Consider the following 17,295-nt stretch of genomic DNA (forward strand, 5'->3'; position numbering starts at 1 on the left):
ACTCATGTTTAACAAAACAGCCATTTTCCCAGAGCTTGTCGAAAGGATTAACAAAATAAAGGTAAAGAATGTATTGTCCATTTTGTAGTGCACTTGACACCAAAGTAATTGATTCCCGTCTGGTTTCTGACGGTCATCAAGTTAGACGACGCAGAGAATGTTTAGCTTGCCACGAACGCTATACAACCTTTGAGTCAGCAGAGCTAGTAATGCCTCGTATTATTAAACGTGATGGTACAAGAGAGCCTTTTAATGAAGATAAAATGCGCTCAGGTTTAATGAGAGCACTTGAAAAACGCCCTGTTAATACTGAGCAAGTTGAGCTTTCTATTAATAAATTAAAATCTCAAATGCGTGCCACAGGCGAAAGAGAAATTACCAGCGAAATGCTGGGTAATTTATTGATGACACAACTAAAAGAGTTAGACAAAGTGGCTTACTTACGCTTTGCTTCAGTGTACTTATCTTTTGAAGATATCAGCGAGTTTGCTGATGAAATAGCTCGCTTAGGCAAGGAAAATTTAAGTCGAGCTAAAAGCGGTAAGAAAAAAGCAAACTCTTAGCCTAAAGGATAGAAAGTGTTTAGCAAGCAAGATCACCAATATATGGCATTAGCCATTAAGCTAGCCAAGCAAGGTCATTATACTACTACGCCTAATCCTAGGGTTGGTTGTGTACTTGTTAATACTGTTTCCGGCGAAGAGAAAATTATAGGCACAGGCTTTCATCAAAAAGCCGGTCAGGGACATGCTGAAGTTAATGCACTGCGCGATGCTAAAAAGAAGTATCCTGATTCAATTCAAGGTGCTACTGCGTATGTAACCCTAGAGCCTTGTAGTCATTTTGGGAAAACACCTCCTTGTGCGCAAGGCTTAATTGATGCGCAAGTAAAGCGCGTAGTCTCAGCCATGGTAGACCCTAACCCTGAAGTGTCAGGGCGAGGTTTAACTATGCTGAAACTAGCAGGCATTCAAGCTGAATCTGGTTTGTTAGAAAATGAAGCCAAGGCGCTTAATACTGGTTTTATCAAATTGATGACTGAAAAACGCCCTTATGTCCGCGTGAAATTAGCCGCGAGCATTGATGGTAAAACAGCCATGAAAAGTGGTGAAAGCAAGTGGGTTACCTCAGCTGATGCCCGCCAAGATGTACAAAGGTTACGTGCGCAAAGCTGCGCTATAATCACAGGAGCCGATTCTGTATTAACCGATAATGCTAAAATGACAGTGCGTTGGTCTGAATTAGGAACGCTTAAAGCAAGTTATGAGCAGCAGAGTCTTCGTCAACCTGTACGTGTTGTCATAGATACACAAAACCGTTTAACACCAGATTTAACGCTTTTTCAAGAAGCTTCCAAGGTTTTGTTAGTCAGAAGCAATTCGGAACTTGAAAATACACAAATGTGGCCTCACTTTGTAGAACAAGTGCAAGTACCAATCGTTAAAAATCATGCAGGGCAAAGTAAAGCTGACTTAGCGGCATTATTAACCTTGTTAGCACAACGAGGCTGCAATGATGTTTTAGTTGAGTCGGGTGCTAATTTAGCTGGCGCATTTATTGAGCAAGACTTGGTTGATGAGCTTATACTTTATCAAGCACCTAAAATAATAGGTGGTGATGGTAAAAGCTTAATTGAAATGCCAACTATCACTAAATTAGCACAGGCAAAACCTTTATCAATTACCGATGTTCAAATGGTGGGTTGTGATATTCGAATCACAGCTACGTTAGCAAAAACATCAACATAAAATTACAGAGAAGTACTATGTTTACCGGAATTATAGAAGCTGTTGGCACAATTAAAGCGATTAATATCAATGGGCAAGGAGCACGTTTAGTGATTGCTACCAATAACCTTGATATGAGCGATGTCAAATTAGGTGATTCAATTGCTACCAATGGCATATGTTTAACAGTGATTGATTTTGACCAACATAGCTATAGTGCGGATGTCTCTAATGAAACTTTAACCCGGACTGGTTTTGCTCATTACAATGTTGGTATGAAAGTTAATTTAGAAAAGGCCATGTTGGCTAGCACGCGTTTTGGCGGTCATATGGTGTCAGGACATGTTGATGGTATTAGTGAAGTATTATCCATTACCAATAATGGCAACAGTATTGAATATTGGCTTTCAATGCCGAATGATCTTGCCCATTACATTGCCGAAAAAGGCTCGGTAACCGTTGATGGTACAAGCTTAACCGTGAATGCCTTAGGTGATGACAAGTTTAGATTAACCATAGTGCCACACACGGTAAAAGAAACTATTTTTGCAGATTATCAAGTAGGCACTAAGGTGAATTTGGAAGTGGATCTTATTGCTCGATACTTAGAGCGTTTGCTAACCAAAGACAATAGCACTGAAGCCTCAGTAACTAAATCGAGAGTGACAGAATCTTTATTACAAAAATCAGGCTTTATTAAATAAAACCTGATTGATAGCCTTATTAAAAAGCAGAGAGAACCCAATGAATTTAAATACACCACAAGAAATCATCGACGATATTGCTCAAGGCAAAATGGTTATTTTGATGGATGATGAAGATCGTGAAAATGAGGGTGACTTTATCATGGCTGCCGAAATGGTGACGCCAGAAGCAATTAATTTTATGGCTACTCATGGTCGTGGCCTTATTTGCATGCCAATGAGTCGTGAAAAATGTGCAACGCTGAAGTTGCCATTAATGGTAGATAAAAATGATGCGCAATTTAGTACTAACTTTACCGTGTCAATTGAAGCGGCAAGCGGTGTTACTACAGGTATTTCAGCCTCTGATCGTGCAACGACTGTACTTGCCGCAGCAAATAAAGATGCAACGCATCTAGATATTGTACAACCTGGTCATATTTTTCCTTTAATTGCAAAAGATGGCGGCGTACTTAATCGTGCTGGTCATACAGAAGCAGGTGTTGATTTAGCACGTATGGCTGGATGCGAACCTGCTGCTGTTATTGTGGAAATTCTTAATGAAGATGGCACTATGGCTCGCCGTCCAGATCTTGAAGTCATAGCTAAAAAGCATGACATAAAAATGGGTACCATTGCCGATTTAATCGAGTTTAGAAATGCTACCGAAACGACTATTGAGCGAGTTTCACAGTGTAAATTGCCAACAGCATTCGGTGATTTTGATTTAACAGTTTTCAAAGATACTATTGATGGGCAAGCTCATTTTGCTTTAACCAAAGGGGAAATTAAGGCAGAAGAGCCTACGTTAGTACGTGTACATTTAGAGAATACTTTTAGAGACTTATTGTTCAGTCAACGTGAAAGTGTGGCTAAGTGGCCAATGGCTAATGCTTTAGAAAAAATAGCCAAAGAGGGTGGTGTACTAGTATTACTGGGTAAACATGAATCACCCATGGAGTTAATAAGCTTAGTTGAAAAGTACGCTAAAATAGACGCGGGCGAAACAGTAAAAGAAATTAAGCGCCATGTTGGCTCTCGTAATGTTGGGGTTGGCTCGCAAATATTATCTAACTTAGGTGTGAGTAAAATGCGCTTACTAAGCTCACAAACTAAATACCATTCTTTATCTGGTTTTGGCTTAGAAGTAGTTGAATACATAGCAGAATAAAATGACTTAGGAGGCTCAGAGTAATCTTTACTCTGAGCCTCATCTAATCTCTATAAAAAACTTCCCTTTGTTCAACTTTCAATGGTTATTCAAGCTTGAAGCGTGTCACTGAGTCACTTAGTTCAGTGGCTAACGTAACGGTATCGTTAGCTGCCTGTCCATTTTGTGTTGAAATTTGAAAATTCTCCTCGGTTCCATCAGACATAATCGTTAAGTTTTTACTAATATCTTGTGTTACTTGGCTTTGCTCTTCTGTTGATGTCGCCGTTTGTGTTGCTACGTCGAGCACTTTATTTGCAACTTCTGCAATACGATCAAAAGCATCTAATGTTTGTTGCGAGCAGTCTACGGAAGCCTGTGTGGCGGTATTTCCTTTAGATATTGATGTTACTGCTTCTTGTACACCAGCTTGTAGCTTTTCAATCATAGTTTGAATATCTTCCGTCGATTGTTGAGTTTTACTTGCTAGGTTTCTAACTTCATCAGCCACAACGGCAAAGCCCCGCCCTTGCTCACCTGCGCGTGCGGCTTCTATAGCGGCATTTAAAGCAAGTAAGTTGGTTTGCTCTGCAATACCTCTGATCACATCTAAAACAGAGGTAATGTTTTGAGAGTCTTCAGACAGTTTTGAAATGACTGTAGAAGCATGCTCTATAAGTTGAGATAATGCCGTTATTTCGTTTACTGCTTGTTGGGTGATTTGTGTTCCTTCGGAAGATAAGTCGCTCATTTGCTCAACTTCTGTTGCAGTTACTTTCGCATTTCCCGCAACCTCTTTAATAGCAAATGACATTTCATTTACGGCCGTTACAATTAACTCAACTGAGCTTAATTGACTTTTACTGGTATTATAAATTTGCGATGCACCTGAGTTTAACTCATCAACACCACTAATCACTTTACTGGATTGCACAACAATAGATTTGATTAAAACGGCTAAGCCATCGATGAACTCGTCAAAATTATTGGCAAGAAGGCCAATTTCATCTTTTCTTGTTGAGTGTATACGCTTGGTTAAATCACCATCACCACGATTAAGTTCGGTTAATTTTAGTGACAAGTCATTTAACGCATCAGCCATTGTTTTTGGTGCTGAGATGCCTATATAAAGTGTGACAGCAATAACGATTAAAGCAATGATGATTAAAATGAATTGTTGATTAGATACGCTACTTACTGTTTCTTCACTGACTTGAGTACTTTTATTGTCTGCAGATTCACCTGCTTTATCATAGAAGTTTCTTAATGTATTAAACGCAGTATTTGTTTGGCCATCACTTTGCGTTTTTGCTTGCTCTAAATTACCTGCGTTAATTAATGTAAATACTTGTTCTCCACTGCTTTGCCATGAAGAAAAGGCAGCTTTAAAACCATTTAATTTAGCCACTACGTCAGGATATTGTGACATTAACTGCTGATACTTAAGCATGCGATCATAAGCTTGCTGTGCATTTTCTTTAAAGGTTTTATGTTGCTCTGCAATATTGCTTGGTGTGGGGTCTAGTAAAGCCTGCTGCTCAGCAACTTTGGCTTGATATAAATCTCTGTCAGCGTTAATAACAGCTGAAATGGCAGGATTAAAGTTATCACCAAATAGAATCAGGCTATTTTCGGTTTTAGAAATAAGAACTGAGTTCATCAAAATAAGCACTACAAAAAATACTGCAATACTACAAAAAATCATAGTGTACTTTATACGAATACTTTGAAAATTCATGCTATTACCTATAGTTATTATCAGTGTTACCTAATAACTATAGGTTAACGATATTAATTAAGCGAATAGTTTTTTTGCTCTGGATTGTTTACACATTATCTACTGAAATAAAGGAATTAATGAAGGAGTTATAGAAGATAACTTGATCGAATAGGAGAGGCGAAAATATTAAAATCGTGTATTGACAGGCAACAAAAAAGCGAAGCTTAACTGATGTTAATGCTTCGCTTTTTTACAGAATTCTTTTCTCAAAAAGAGAAAGTTGAAAACAATTTTCTGACTATAAATTATAGTGCAGTTACGTTCTCAGCTTCTGGGCCTTTTTGACCTTGTTTAACACTGAACGATACTGCTTGACCGTCAGCTAGAGTACGGAAACCGTCTCCTGTGATTGCGCTGAAGTGAACAAACACGTCAGGACCATTTTCTTGCTCAATAAAACCGAAACCTTTAGTTTCGTTGAAAAATTTAACTTTACCAGTAACTGTATCAGACATACTTACATTTTCCCGTAGTCATAAAAAATATTAATGTGGCACTTCTATAAGAGTTATTTCTAATAGATAGTACCGTTTTCACCCGAGTAAATGCCCTCTACCATAAGTAGTACAGGAAGAGGAAGGAAACAAACCATATTCGTAACAAAGCGTATTTGGAACAAACAATCAGTCTGCATTGCCTAAATCCGTTTGTTAAGAATATTCAAATACATAGGTACCTGATAAATCTAAAACAAAAGTTAGTATCAACCTTCATCCGCAACGCAAAAACTCAACGCTAAGTCAGCATAACACAGTTATTTTTAATATGCTTTATAAAAAATTGAAATAGTTCAATTTTTTTTCGAATATAGCGTTAAAGCTGGGATTCTGGTTGATATACTCCTATTTTTAGGCGAATGTCAGTTTATATTGCTGCTATTTGCGCTTTTTGCTCAAGCATTTTAGCAAGTGCTGATTCAGCCTCGCTTAGTTTAGCTTTTTCTTTATCAATGACTGCTGCAGGGGCTTTACCAACAAAGTTTTCATTAGATAATTTACCACGAGTTTTTGCCGCATCTTTCTCTAGCTTGTCAATCGCTTTATCTAAGCGAGCTAATTCAGCTTCTTTATCAATTAAGCCTGCCATTGGAATTAACACTGAAAGCTCACCAACCACGGCAGAAGCAGAAGCAGGACCTTGTTCATCATCAGCAAGTAGTTCAATACTTTCTAGCTTTGCCAGTGAACTTAAGAACTGTTCGTTTTCAGCTAAGCGACGTTTATCGCTATCGTTAACGTTTTTCAATAATACCGGTAGCGGCTTGCTAGGGGCTATATCCATTTCACCACGGATATTACGAATAGCAACGATAAACTGTTTAACCCACTCTAAATCGTCTATAGCTTGTTGATCACAGTTGTTCTCATTAAATTGTGGGAACACTTGTACCATGATTGAGTCATCAGACTTAGTAAAGTTGCTAAGCGGTTGTACTCGCTGCCATATAGTTTCAGTAATAAATGGCATGATTGGGTGCATTAAGCGAAGTAAGCCTTCGAGTATATTAACTAAAGTATGACGAGTACCACGTTGTTGCGCTTCATCACCTTGCTCTTTGTTTTTAGGAAATAAAACTGGCTTAGTTAATTCTAAGTACCAATCGCAGAACTGGTTCCACGTAAATTCGTATAACGCTTGTGATGCTAAATCAAAACGGAAAGTATCAAACGCTTCGTGTACTGTTTTAATGGTTTGTTCAAATTGACCGATGATCCAACGATCAGCTAACGAAAGTGTCATATCTCCACCGTTAGCGCCGCAGTCAAACTCTTCAGTGTTCATTAATACGTAACGACTCGCATTCCATAATTTATTTGTGAAATTACGATAACCTTCAAGGCGTTTCATGTCCCAGCTGATATCACGACCTGTAGTTGCTACAGAGGTTAGGGTGAAACGCAAGGCATCTGTGCCGTGAGCTTCTATACCATTTGGAAACTCTTTTCTGGTTAGCTTTTCAATTTTTTTAGCAAGCTGTGGTTGCATCATGTTGCCGGTACGTTTTTCTAATAAATCATCTAAAGAAATACCGTCAATCATATCTAAAGGATCAATGACATTACCTTTTGATTTACTCATTTTATCGCCATTTTCATCGCGAATAAGGCCAGTCATGTAAATCTTTTTGAAAGGTATTTGCGCTTTGCCATTTTCATCTTTATTAAAGTGCATGGTCATCATGATCATACGGGCAACCCAGAAGAAAATAATATCAAAGCCTGTCACTAACACATCTGTTGGGTGGAAGGTTTTTAGATCATCAGTTGCTTTTGGCCAACCAAGGGTTGAAAAAGTCCAAAGCGCCGATGAGAACCAAGTATCAAGTACATCGTCATCTTGGGTTAGTTTGATGTCGTCGCCAAGGTTGTTGCTAGTGCGAACCTCTTCTTCTGTACGACCGACATAAACTTTACCGCTTTCATCATACCAAGCGGGAATACGATGTCCCCACCAAAGCTGGCGTGAAATACACCAGTCTTGAATATCTTTCATCCAAGAGAAATAAAGGTTTTCATATTGCTTAGGAACAAACTCTATTTGTCCATCTTTAACGGCGTCTACCGCAGGGCCTGCAAGTTTCTCAACGCGCACATACCATTGATCGGTTAGCATTGGCTCAATGATAACGCCTGATCTGTCACCATAAGGGGCAACTAGGTCATGATCTTTTACTTCAACTAATAACCCTTGTTCATCAAGTTTTGCAACGATAGCTTTACGGGCAGCAAATCTATCTAAGCTTGCAAATTCACTCGGTAATTCAGCACTGTAGGCATCGCAAGGCTCACCTTTAGTATCATAAATTTCGGCACTGGCTAATACGGCGGCATTTTTATCAAAAATATTAATTTGTGGTAAAGCGTGACGTTTACCGACTTCATTATCGTTAAAGTCATGAGCAGGAGTGATTTTTACACAGCCCGTACCTTTTTCCATATCAGCGTGTTCATCACCAACAATTGGGATTAAACGATTAACTAATGGTAATAGAACTTTTTTACCAATTAAGTCTTTATATCGTGGGTCTTCAGGGTTAACAGCAACACCTGTATCACCTAACATCGTTTCAGGACGCGTTGTGGCTACTACTAAATAGTCCAAACCTTCGGCGGTTTTTGCACCATCAGCAAGTGGGTAGCGTAAGTGCCACATGTGACCTTTTTTGTCTTTGTTTTCAACTTCTAAGTCAGAAATCGCTGTATGAAATTTTGGATCCCAGTTAACCAGACGTTTGCCACGATAAATTAAGTCATCTTCATAGAGGCGAACAAAGACCTCTTGTACTGCTTCTGACATGCCTTCGTCCATCGTGAAGCGCTCACGAGACCAGTCTATAGAGTTACCTAAACGACGCATTTGTTTGCCAATAGTACCGCCAGATTGCTCTTTCCATTCCCAGATTTTATCGATGAAGCCTTCACGACCATAGTCATGACGAGTTTTCTCTTCTTCAGCGGCAATTTTTCGTTCAACAACCATTTGCGTTGCGATACCCGCATGGTCACAGCCTGTTTGCCATAAGGTGTTTTTACCTTGCATTCGTTGATAACGAATTAACGTGTCCATGATGGTTTGCTGAAAAGCATGTCCCATATGCAAAGAACCTGTGACATTAGGTGGTGGAATAGCAATGCTGTAACTGCTTCCTTCACCTGTTGGGCTAAAGTAACCTTTCTCTTCCCAGTTGGCGTATAGAGATTGTTCAATGTCGTTTGGGTTGAATGTTTTTTCCATCATTTTTCCGATATAAAAAGTTGTAAATTGTAGGTTGTTAGTATGCGTAGAACTAAACACTTTCCTACTTTATTGTGGTATTGCCACTGCTTGGTTATTGACTTGAAAGCCCCATTGACGACACGTTTTAAAACGCTCTCTCGCCTGTTGCTTTAATGTTTCATCGCTTGGTACAAAGTCAACAACCAGTTGAAACTGATTGGCAAAGTTTGGCACTGTTTCGGTCAAATTTATTAAAACAGCACGGCGGCCTCGTGGCGCTTGGTAGCTAATTTCTACTGCAGCACCTTGTTTAGGGCCTTCGCCAACAAGATTGTGTGGTACAAAGCTGTCGCTATCAAATGACCAAAGAAGTTCATCAATTTTCTCAGCGTGTGCTTGATCTTGTGTATAAATAAACACTCGTTGATTTTGGCGATAAAAATAGCTTGCTTGCAAACAGGCATGGTAAAACGCTGAGCTAGTATCACTAACCTCAGCGTTTTCGCTATTGGCTGCTTTTTCATCATTAAGAATGTAAAACATTACCTGTGTTTGCATGAGATGTATTATTCGCCTTGCTCTTGTCCAGTACGGTTAAGTAAAAATTGCGTTAGCATACTTACTGGGCGACCGGTTGAGCCTTTATCTTTACCGCCACTTCGCCATGCTGTTCCGGCAATGTCTAAATGAGCCCAGTGGTATTTTTTAGTAAAACGTGACAAGAAACACGCCGCAGTAATAGTACCAGCAGCTTTACCGCCTATGTTTGCCATGTCGGCAAAAGGGCTTTCTAACTGTTCTTGGTAATCATCCCATATTGGTAAACGCCATGCTTTGTCGCCACTTTGATCAGAGGCATTAAGTAGCTCATGAGCAAGGGGGTTGTGTGTACTGAGTAATCCAGTAGCATGCTTACCTAAAGCAACAACACAAGCACCTGTTAAGGTGGCTACGTCAATCACGGCATCTGGCTCAAATCGTTCCACATAGGTTAATGCGTCACATAAAACGAGTCTTCCTTCGGCATCAGTATTTAATACTTCAACGGTTTGACCAGACATAGTGGTAAGGATATCACCAGGTCGGTAAGCATTACTGCTTGGCATATTTTCACAGCCAGCTAAAACACCAATCACTTTAATTGGAAGGTCAAGTTCAGCTAATGCGTGCATAGCACCTAAAACACCAGCAGCACCGCCCATGTCATATTTCATTTCGTCCATGCCTGCGCCGGGTTTTAATGAAATACCACCACTGTCGAAAGTCAGCCCTTTACCCACTAAAACAACTGGTTTAGAGTCATCATCAATACCGTTATAGGTCATGATGCTCATCAATGACTCATTTTCAGAGCCGCGACCTACTGCTAAGTATGATCCCATACCTAGCTCTTCCATTTCTTGCTCTCCAACAATTTTAGTTGTTACTTTTTCGTAATCATTGGCTAAAATTTTGGCTTGTTCTGCTAAGTAAGCTGGGTTACAAATGTTTGGCGGCATGTTAGCAACATTTTTACAGGTGCTAATGCCTTCTGAAATAGCAAGAGCATGCGCGATAGCACGCTCGCCGATAGGTAATTCTCTGCGAGTTGGCACATTGAATACTATTTTACGTAACGGGCGACGAGGTTCTTCTTTGTGAGTTTTTAAACTGTTAAAACTGTATAAACCGTCTTGAGTTGCTTCAACTGCTTGGCGAACTTTCCAATAGGTATCACGGCCTTTTACATGAAGCTCAGATAAGAAACAGACGGCTTCCATAGAGCCTGTTTCATTTAGGGTATTTATGGTTTTATTGATTATTTGGCGGTATTGGCGCTCATCAAGTTCACGCTCTTTTCCGCAACCTACTAATAAAACACGTTCGCTTAAAATATTAGGTACATGATGCAAAAGCAACATTTGACCTGATTTTCCTTCTAAATCGCCTTTACGCAAAAGGTTGCTAATGTAGCCTTCACTAATTTCGTCTAACTGCTCTGCTGTAGCGCTAAGACGGCGAGGTTCAAATACACCCACAACTATACAGGCGCTGCGTTGTTTTTCTGGGCTACCACTCTTTATACTGAACTCCATGAGTTCTCCTTTTGCATTTTATTTCTAGTATAACTTGCTAAAATCAGTAAAAAATAGCATTGTTGACTATTAAACTGATAGCGCTAAGGGCTATAATTATAGCCGCATTAATTAAATTTAGTTAATAGCTGACTATATAGTTTAGTTATGAAAACGGCAAGTTTACTAGAAAAACTAGCTGATTGTCAGAAAAAACACAGTTTTTATGGGATCTTTTTGTGATCATCTTTCGGTATTTATTAAAAGAAGTGGCCAAAACACAGCTTGCAGTATTTTTAGTGTTAATGACCATTTTTATCAGTCAAAAATTTGTGCGTGTTTTAGGTGATGCCTCAGAAGGTAGTATTCCAGGGCAAATGGTGATGATTTTTATTGGCCTAAAAGTCCCCGATTTAGCTGGCATGATGTTACCACTAAGTTTGTTTTTAGGTGTGTTACTTGCCTATGGCAGAATTTATGCCGATAACGAAATGACTGTATTACATGCTTGTGGTGTGAGTGAGTGGTACGTGGTAAGAGTCACACTCGTTTTGGCGGTAATCACAGCTATTTTTACTGGCTTGTTTACCCTGTATTTAGCGCCAATGGCTTCTGAATATCAATATCAGGTAAAAGATGAATTAGCGGCCGATTCGGGGCTGAGTACGCTAGTAGCAGGGCGGTTTCAAAAAACAGGCAATAACAAAGCCGTTATATTTATTCATGACAAACACCGCGAAGACAATGGTTTTGATAAAGTGTTTGTTGCGCAATTACCTAATGAAAATAGTCGAGAAGAAAGCATTATTAATGCAAGTTTAGTGTATGCAAAACAAGGGCAAGTTTTTGAAGAGGAATCTGGCTCGCAACGTTTGGTGTTAACTGACGGTACTCGATATCATAGTGATGCTGAAAATGGAGAGTTTCAGTCTGTTGCTTTCGACAAGTATTATATTCAAATACAAGATCAAGAAGTAGAGCAGAAGCATCGCAAATTGAGTGCGCTACCAACGGCGCAATTGTTTTCATCGTCAGAACCCAAGCAGGCTGCTGAGTATGGCGCCACCATTCAATGGCGTATTGCTTTCCCTATCGCCTGTATTATTTTGACGTTTATTGCTGTGCCTTTAAGTGTGGTGAATCCTCGTCAGGGTAAATTTGCTAAAATGTTACCTGCACTGATGCTTTTCTTAGGCTACTTCTTGTTGTTAACCGCTATGCGTTCAGGGGTTGAGCGACAAGCATTGCCCGTTAATATTGGTTTATGGCCTATTCATTTAAGCGCACTATTTTTAGGTATTACCTTATTGATGAAAGAACGTAGTAGTGGCCGAAAAATCAAAGCTAAATTGCCTAGTTTTAAACGCAGTAATGCAAATAAAAATCAGCTAGCCAAAGAGAAAGTATCATGAAAATTTTAGATGCTTATATCGGGCGCATTATCGCCTCAACTACTTTTTTAACCTTAGCTGTATTTGTAAGTGTTAGCGGTATTATTAAATTTGTTGAGCAAATGCGAGCTGTTGGTCGTGGTAATTACGATTTGTCTCACGCTGCTTTGTATGTCCTTTATGCGGTGCCTAGAGATATTGAAGTTTTTTTTCCAATGTCAGCGCTAATTGGTGGCTTAATTGGTATTGGCATGCTTGCTAGTAATAGTGAATTAGTGGTGATGCAAGCGGCCGGTTTATCCCGTTTGAATATTATCAAATCTGTAATGAAAACGGCTGGTTTTTTGGTCATTATTTCCATGGCTGTTGGCGAATGGTTGGCGCCTAATGGTGAAGCAAAGGCGAGAGAAATAAGAGCACAAGCGATTTCTGGCGGCAGCTTAATTTCAGCTAAAAACGGTGTTTGGGCCAAAGATGGCTCTTATTTTGTCAATATTGGTGAAGTATTAGAGCAGGGGCAATTAACCAAAATTCAAATTTATCGCTTTAATGATGATTTAAAACTTGATAGTTGGTTAAGTGCGGAAAGGGCAATATACCAAGACAATGCTTGGGTTTTATTTGATGTTGTTAATACACAGCTGACTGACTCGCTTATTACAACCAGTGAAGCTGAAAGCCAAGTTTGGCAATCGTCACTTACGCCGAAAAAGCTAGGTGTGGTCACAGTTACACCTGAATCGTTATCGATTCAAGGTTTAATCGACTATTTAGATTATTTAGAAGTAAACGCACAAGATCAAAGTCGCTATAAATTAGCTTACTGGCGTAAAATAATGCAGCCTATTACGTTAGCAGTTATGCTGTTAGTTGCTTTATCTTTTATTTTTGGTCCATTACGTTCAGTCTCTATGGGCGCACGTATTATGATGGGCGTAGTCACAGGGATATTATTCTTTGTGACTAATGAAGTTCTTGGTTCGTTAAGTTTGGTTTATCAATTTCCACCAATTATTGGGGCTATTTCACCTAGCTTGTTGTTTATCAGTATTTCTTGGTATTTTATGAGTAAGAAAATCACTTAATTTCAGGCATTATCTTACTCATAAAATTTGTTGATACTTTTTGATTGAGCGTTATGTGTGGTAATTTAACGCTCAAACAAATCTTTATAGTCTGCCTCTGTTCGCTTCTAATGATAAAACCACCACTTCAGTGTTGGTTAATCTATCTTGCAAACTAAGCCTGTTTTTTCTATCTATTAATACCGTTAAATTTCCTAAGCCAAGTAATGTTGGCAGTAAACGCTTTACGCCAGTGAATTTACTGATCAGACTTCCATCTTGGTTTTGAACACGTAAACGCCACGCTCTCATGCCTAACGTTTGACCGCTTTTAGCCCAGAAAAAGATAAAGAAAAAGCTTACCCAGCCGATATTCCAACCGTAAATGAGTGTGCTATACAGTATTGATGAACGCTGTAAATCAATGGCATGTTCAAAGCCCTGCATACTGATCACGCCAAATCGGATAAAGAGATTAAATAAAAGGAAAGACATTGCACCTGCAACCATATAAACAGCAATGGCAAGTAACACATCATAAATCCATGAGCCTAAACGTCTTCTAAAACCTGCTCGTGGAAAATGCTCGTGTTCTGATTGAGGAGTATTCAAAGTAGTCATAAAGCCTTAGCTTGAAGTAAATATTTTCGCTAGTTTAACAAACTTAGATAAAAAAAAGACAAAATAAATATTTAGCTATATAAGTTTTATCTTCTATTGTGATAGTAAGGCTTTAGCATTAGAATAAAATAAATTAATGTTTAAATATATGAGCTTACTGATGGAACCAGTTTTTTCAATTCATGGCAATACGGAAATATCTGTTGAAGAGGGTATTATTACACTTCAATGTGAAGGTCCGTGGAATATAGAGTTTTTTTCTAATCTGCATAAAGAGCTCATTGATATTGTTGTTGAGCACTCTTTAACTGATTACTCAGTGTTATTGATACCGCATGGTGTCGCTATTGCTGTTTATAATGCGATAAACTACCACGTTGCTTTTTTACGTACTACCAATACTACAGCTGTAGCGATTAATTTAGCCCACTGTGATACCTCGGAAATAACCGAAAGCATGTGTCATCAAATATATAAGTCCGCCGATTTAGCACATAAATTTTTTGATAATAATAAAGATGCTCTGGCTTGGCTAAAAAGTACAAAAAAATAAGATTAAAATAGTCATTTGATACGAAAAGCTTAAATAAACATCAAGTAACTCAAAGAAGCACAAAAAGGCTTGTCAACTAAGGTTTTTCTCGTATAATGCCAAGCTCTTAATTGAAGTTGATTAGTGTCATACGTAGCTTTTTAATTAAGAGCTTTATAGTGGTTTACAAAGTATTCAATTTTTAAGTGAAAAGTGAATACTTTGTAAATTGCAAAGTTTACTTCCCCCTTTGCCGGAGTGGTGGAATTGGTAGACACGACGGATTCAAAATCCGTTGCTTTCGAGCGTGACGGTTCAAGTCCGTCCTCCGGTACCATTATATTAAAGCCTAGCTCTTAATCGAGCTGGGCTTTTTTGTAGCTAAAATTCAAACATAAAGAAGAAAAGTGTTGAATTATACTTTGAAGATTAATTGGCTAATCACAATAACTTGTATTTAGCAATAATCAAATCTAGGAATTACTGGACGAGCCTCGATCATTTCAGTATCGTGCTTCATCAAAGCTGAGTGTTGTTAAATTAAGGTTATATCAATGCAATTAGAGGCAGTTAAGGTCGAAAGGCTTTATTTAAAAATCTCTGAACAAATCTCGCAACAAGTGCAGAATGGTGCCATTAAATCGGGTGAGCGCCTTCCTTCTGAACGTGAGCTTGCTGAAACACTTCATGTTAGTAGAGCAACTATTCGTGAAGCTATGATAGCGCTGGAAATTGCAGGAATTATTGAAATTCGCAAAGGCTCTGGCATTTATATCACAGAACCCAAACCTCAACTTACCTTTACCGACAAAGGGATTGGGCCTTTTGAAATTTTAGATACTCGAAACATTGTCGAGACAGAGGCTTGTGCTTTAGCCGCAACAAATATAACTGAACAACAATTAGCGCAGTTAAAACAAACGTTAATTGAAATGGAAGAGGAAGAAAAGCAGCAGGATGCTTCAGAAAAAGCAGACATGAAATTTCACCTTATTATCGCCGAGGCTAGCCAAAACTCAGCGTTGTTAGCAATTATTAAATGGTTATGGGAGCTTAGAAATCAATCTCAATTGAGTAAGGTGTTTATGTCGCGCCTTAGGGAGTCTGGTATTCACCCGTCAATTGATGAACATAAGCGCATAGTAATTGCCCTAGAAAGTGGCAAGTCTGAACAAGCACGTGAAGCGATGAAACTTCATATCAAAAACGCAACTAAAGCGGCTTCTAGTTATTTTAAAAGCATCTAGTTTTTAATTTTCAAACGTCTCCTTTTGTTTCTAACTCGGTAATTATTACCACAACAATTCCTGTTGCTAATATTATCTCGCTAATTTACGCGGGCTTAAATTGGCTATTAACTCAGTTTGGCTCAATATAGTATTTCAAAAACTCAATTATTGTGTTTTAATTGTCTGGGTGGCCTGACCAATTTATTGTTCGTTGATGCTGAGTTTATGTCCACTTTGATATTGTCTATATAGGAGGCCTTACTTTGGCTTTAAATACGATTGTTAAATTTGCCCCTAATCGCGTATGGAGGACATATGTAGGTGGCAAAATCCTTGACTCGATTGAAGGTAAACCGACGAAAGAAGATACTCACTTTCCTGAAGATTGGATTGGCTCAACGGTTGAAGCTCGAAATGTGGATCGTGAACATATTATCGAAGGACTTGCTAGCGCCATTGATAGCAAGGGACAGACTCATATTTTCAAAGATATTGTCGAAAAAAATAAAACTCATTATTTAGGTGAAGGACCAGAAAGCCCGTATAGCTTAGACGATATACCGCTAGTGAAATATTTAGACAGTGCCACTCGTTTGCATTTTCAAGCGCATCCGACACGAGAATTTGCCCAACAACGTTTAAATATGCCAAGGGGAAAAACCGAAGCATACGTAATATTAGCGATTAGAGATGACGTTGAAGAGCCATACATTTATGCTGGATTTCAACGTTCGCCAAACAGAGAAGAATTAAAAAACTGGATAGAGACGCAAGACATTAAGGCAATTGAGCGATGTTTTGACAAAATCCCTGTCAAACCCGGTGATGTATTTTTGATCCCAGGAGGCCGACCCCATGCGTTAGGTGAAGGGATTTTAATGTTGGAAATTATGGAGCCGTCTGACTTGGCTGTTAGATTTGAATTTGAACGTTGTGGCTATGTTATTCCAGAAGCCGCTCGGTTTATGAATCGAGATATTGAAACCGCATTAGATGTATTTAACTTCGACCCCGTAACCCCAGAAAATATTGATGCCGAATTTAGGTGTCAGCCAAAAATCATAATTGAAGAGGCACAAGGCAACCGTTTAGAAAAGTTAGTCGGAGCAGAGCAAACACCTTGTTTTACCGTGAAGCGAGCTCAAGTTAGCAATATTTTTAAACGAGAAAACCCTGCCTTTTTTATTGGCATAGTTACCGAAGGGCGCGGAAAAATACGCATTGGTGATGAAACGATTGAGCTCGATACTTGGGAGCGATTCTTTTGTCCTGCTTCAGTAGGCCAATTTGAATATGAGAGTGATTCTGGAATGACTGTATTGGAATGTTACCCTGGTGGGATCTAAT

The 17,295-nt window shown here is 38.9% G+C and carries 15 protein-coding genes and 1 tRNA gene; 10 read left to right on the forward strand and 6 right to left on the reverse strand.

The window, feature by feature from the left end; all coding sequences use genetic code 11:
• Positions 1-68 precede the first annotated feature (68 nt).
• Genes nrdR through ribBA form a run of 4 tightly spaced genes read left to right on the forward strand, consistent with a single transcriptional unit; the run spans position 69 to position 3,581 of the window.
• Complete coding sequence (nrdR, locus tag AC27GZ_RS14085; protein WP_487095923.1) at positions 69-563, forward strand: transcriptional regulator NrdR; 495 nt, start codon at positions 69-71, stop codon at positions 561-563.
• 15 nt (positions 564-578) lie between these two features.
• On the forward strand, positions 579-1,748 hold the full coding sequence (ribD, locus tag AC27GZ_RS14090; RefSeq protein WP_487095925.1) for a bifunctional diaminohydroxyphosphoribosylaminopyrimidine deaminase/5-amino-6-(5-phosphoribosylamino)uracil reductase RibD: 1,170 nt from the start codon (positions 579-581) through the stop codon (positions 1,746-1,748).
• 17 nt (positions 1,749-1,765) lie between these two features.
• The gene (locus AC27GZ_RS14095) at positions 1,766-2,431 is read left to right on the forward strand and encodes a riboflavin synthase (RefSeq protein WP_487095927.1); all 666 of its coding nucleotides are present in this window, start codon (positions 1,766-1,768) and stop codon (positions 2,429-2,431) included.
• A 40-nt stretch (positions 2,432-2,471) separates the two neighbouring features.
• Positions 2,472-3,581, forward strand: a complete 1,110-nt coding sequence (gene ribBA, locus AC27GZ_RS14100; protein WP_487095929.1) for a bifunctional 3,4-dihydroxy-2-butanone-4-phosphate synthase/GTP cyclohydrolase II — start codon at positions 2,472-2,474, stop codon at positions 3,579-3,581.
• Between the two features lie 85 nt (positions 3,582-3,666).
• Here the strand turns inward: ribBA and AC27GZ_RS14105 are convergent, their stop codons facing one another.
• The 5 genes from AC27GZ_RS14105 to pepA form a co-directional block, all read right to left on the reverse strand.
• Entirely contained in the window at positions 3,667-5,298 is a 1,632-nt protein-coding gene (locus AC27GZ_RS14105; protein ID WP_487095931.1) for a methyl-accepting chemotaxis protein, read from the reverse strand.
• A gap of 287 nt (positions 5,299-5,585) precedes the next feature.
• On the reverse strand, positions 5,586-5,795 hold the full coding sequence (locus tag AC27GZ_RS14110) for a cold-shock protein (protein ID WP_487052856.1): 210 nt from the start codon (positions 5,793-5,795) through the stop codon (positions 5,586-5,588).
• 409 nt (positions 5,796-6,204) lie between these two features.
• On the reverse strand, positions 6,205-9,075 hold the full coding sequence (locus AC27GZ_RS14115; protein ID WP_487095933.1) for a valine--tRNA ligase: 2,871 nt from the start codon (positions 9,073-9,075) through the stop codon (positions 6,205-6,207).
• A gap of 69 nt (positions 9,076-9,144) precedes the next feature.
• Positions 9,145-9,615, reverse strand: coding sequence for a DNA polymerase III subunit chi (locus tag AC27GZ_RS14120; protein ID WP_487095935.1), 471 nt, complete (start codon positions 9,613-9,615; stop codon positions 9,145-9,147).
• Positions 9,616-9,623: 8 nt separating this feature from the next.
• Positions 9,624-11,132 carry a leucyl aminopeptidase gene (gene pepA / locus AC27GZ_RS14125; protein ID WP_487095937.1) on the reverse strand — a complete coding sequence of 503 codons (1,509 nt, stop codon included), beginning with the start codon at positions 11,130-11,132 and terminating at the stop codon, positions 9,624-9,626.
• Between the two features lie 218 nt (positions 11,133-11,350).
• Between pepA and lptF the strand changes: the two genes are divergently transcribed.
• Positions 11,351-12,523, forward strand: coding sequence for an LPS export ABC transporter permease LptF (lptF, locus tag AC27GZ_RS14130; RefSeq protein WP_487095939.1), 1,173 nt, complete (start codon positions 11,351-11,353; stop codon positions 12,521-12,523).
• Entirely contained in the window at positions 12,520-13,587 is a 1,068-nt protein-coding gene (gene lptG / locus AC27GZ_RS14135) for an LPS export ABC transporter permease LptG (protein WP_487095941.1), read from the forward strand. Before lptF ends, lptG begins: the two co-directional genes overlap by 4 nt.
• 84 nt (positions 13,588-13,671) lie before the next feature.
• Here the strand turns inward: lptG and AC27GZ_RS14140 are convergent, their stop codons facing one another.
• Complete coding sequence (locus AC27GZ_RS14140; protein WP_487095943.1) at positions 13,672-14,187, reverse strand: RDD family protein; 516 nt, start codon at positions 14,185-14,187, stop codon at positions 13,672-13,674.
• A gap of 160 nt (positions 14,188-14,347) precedes the next feature.
• Between AC27GZ_RS14140 and AC27GZ_RS14145 the strand changes: the two genes are divergently transcribed.
• From AC27GZ_RS14145 to AC27GZ_RS14160, 4 genes are all read left to right on the forward strand, one after another.
• Complete coding sequence (locus AC27GZ_RS14145; protein ID WP_487095945.1) at positions 14,348-14,740, forward strand: hypothetical protein; 393 nt, start codon at positions 14,348-14,350, stop codon at positions 14,738-14,740.
• A gap of 231 nt (positions 14,741-14,971) precedes the next feature.
• Positions 14,972-15,056: transfer RNA gene (locus tag AC27GZ_RS14150), tRNA-Leu, on the forward strand.
• A 217-nt stretch (positions 15,057-15,273) separates the two neighbouring features.
• Entirely contained in the window at positions 15,274-15,966 is a 693-nt protein-coding gene (locus AC27GZ_RS14155; protein ID WP_487095947.1) for a FadR/GntR family transcriptional regulator, read from the forward strand.
• A gap of 245 nt (positions 15,967-16,211) precedes the next feature.
• Positions 16,212-17,294, forward strand: coding sequence for a class I mannose-6-phosphate isomerase (locus AC27GZ_RS14160; RefSeq protein WP_487095949.1), 1,083 nt, complete (start codon positions 16,212-16,214; stop codon positions 17,292-17,294).
• The last annotated feature ends 1 nt before the right edge of the window (position 17,295 follow it).

The organism is Colwellia sp. SU-HH00943 (assembly GCF_057546125.1).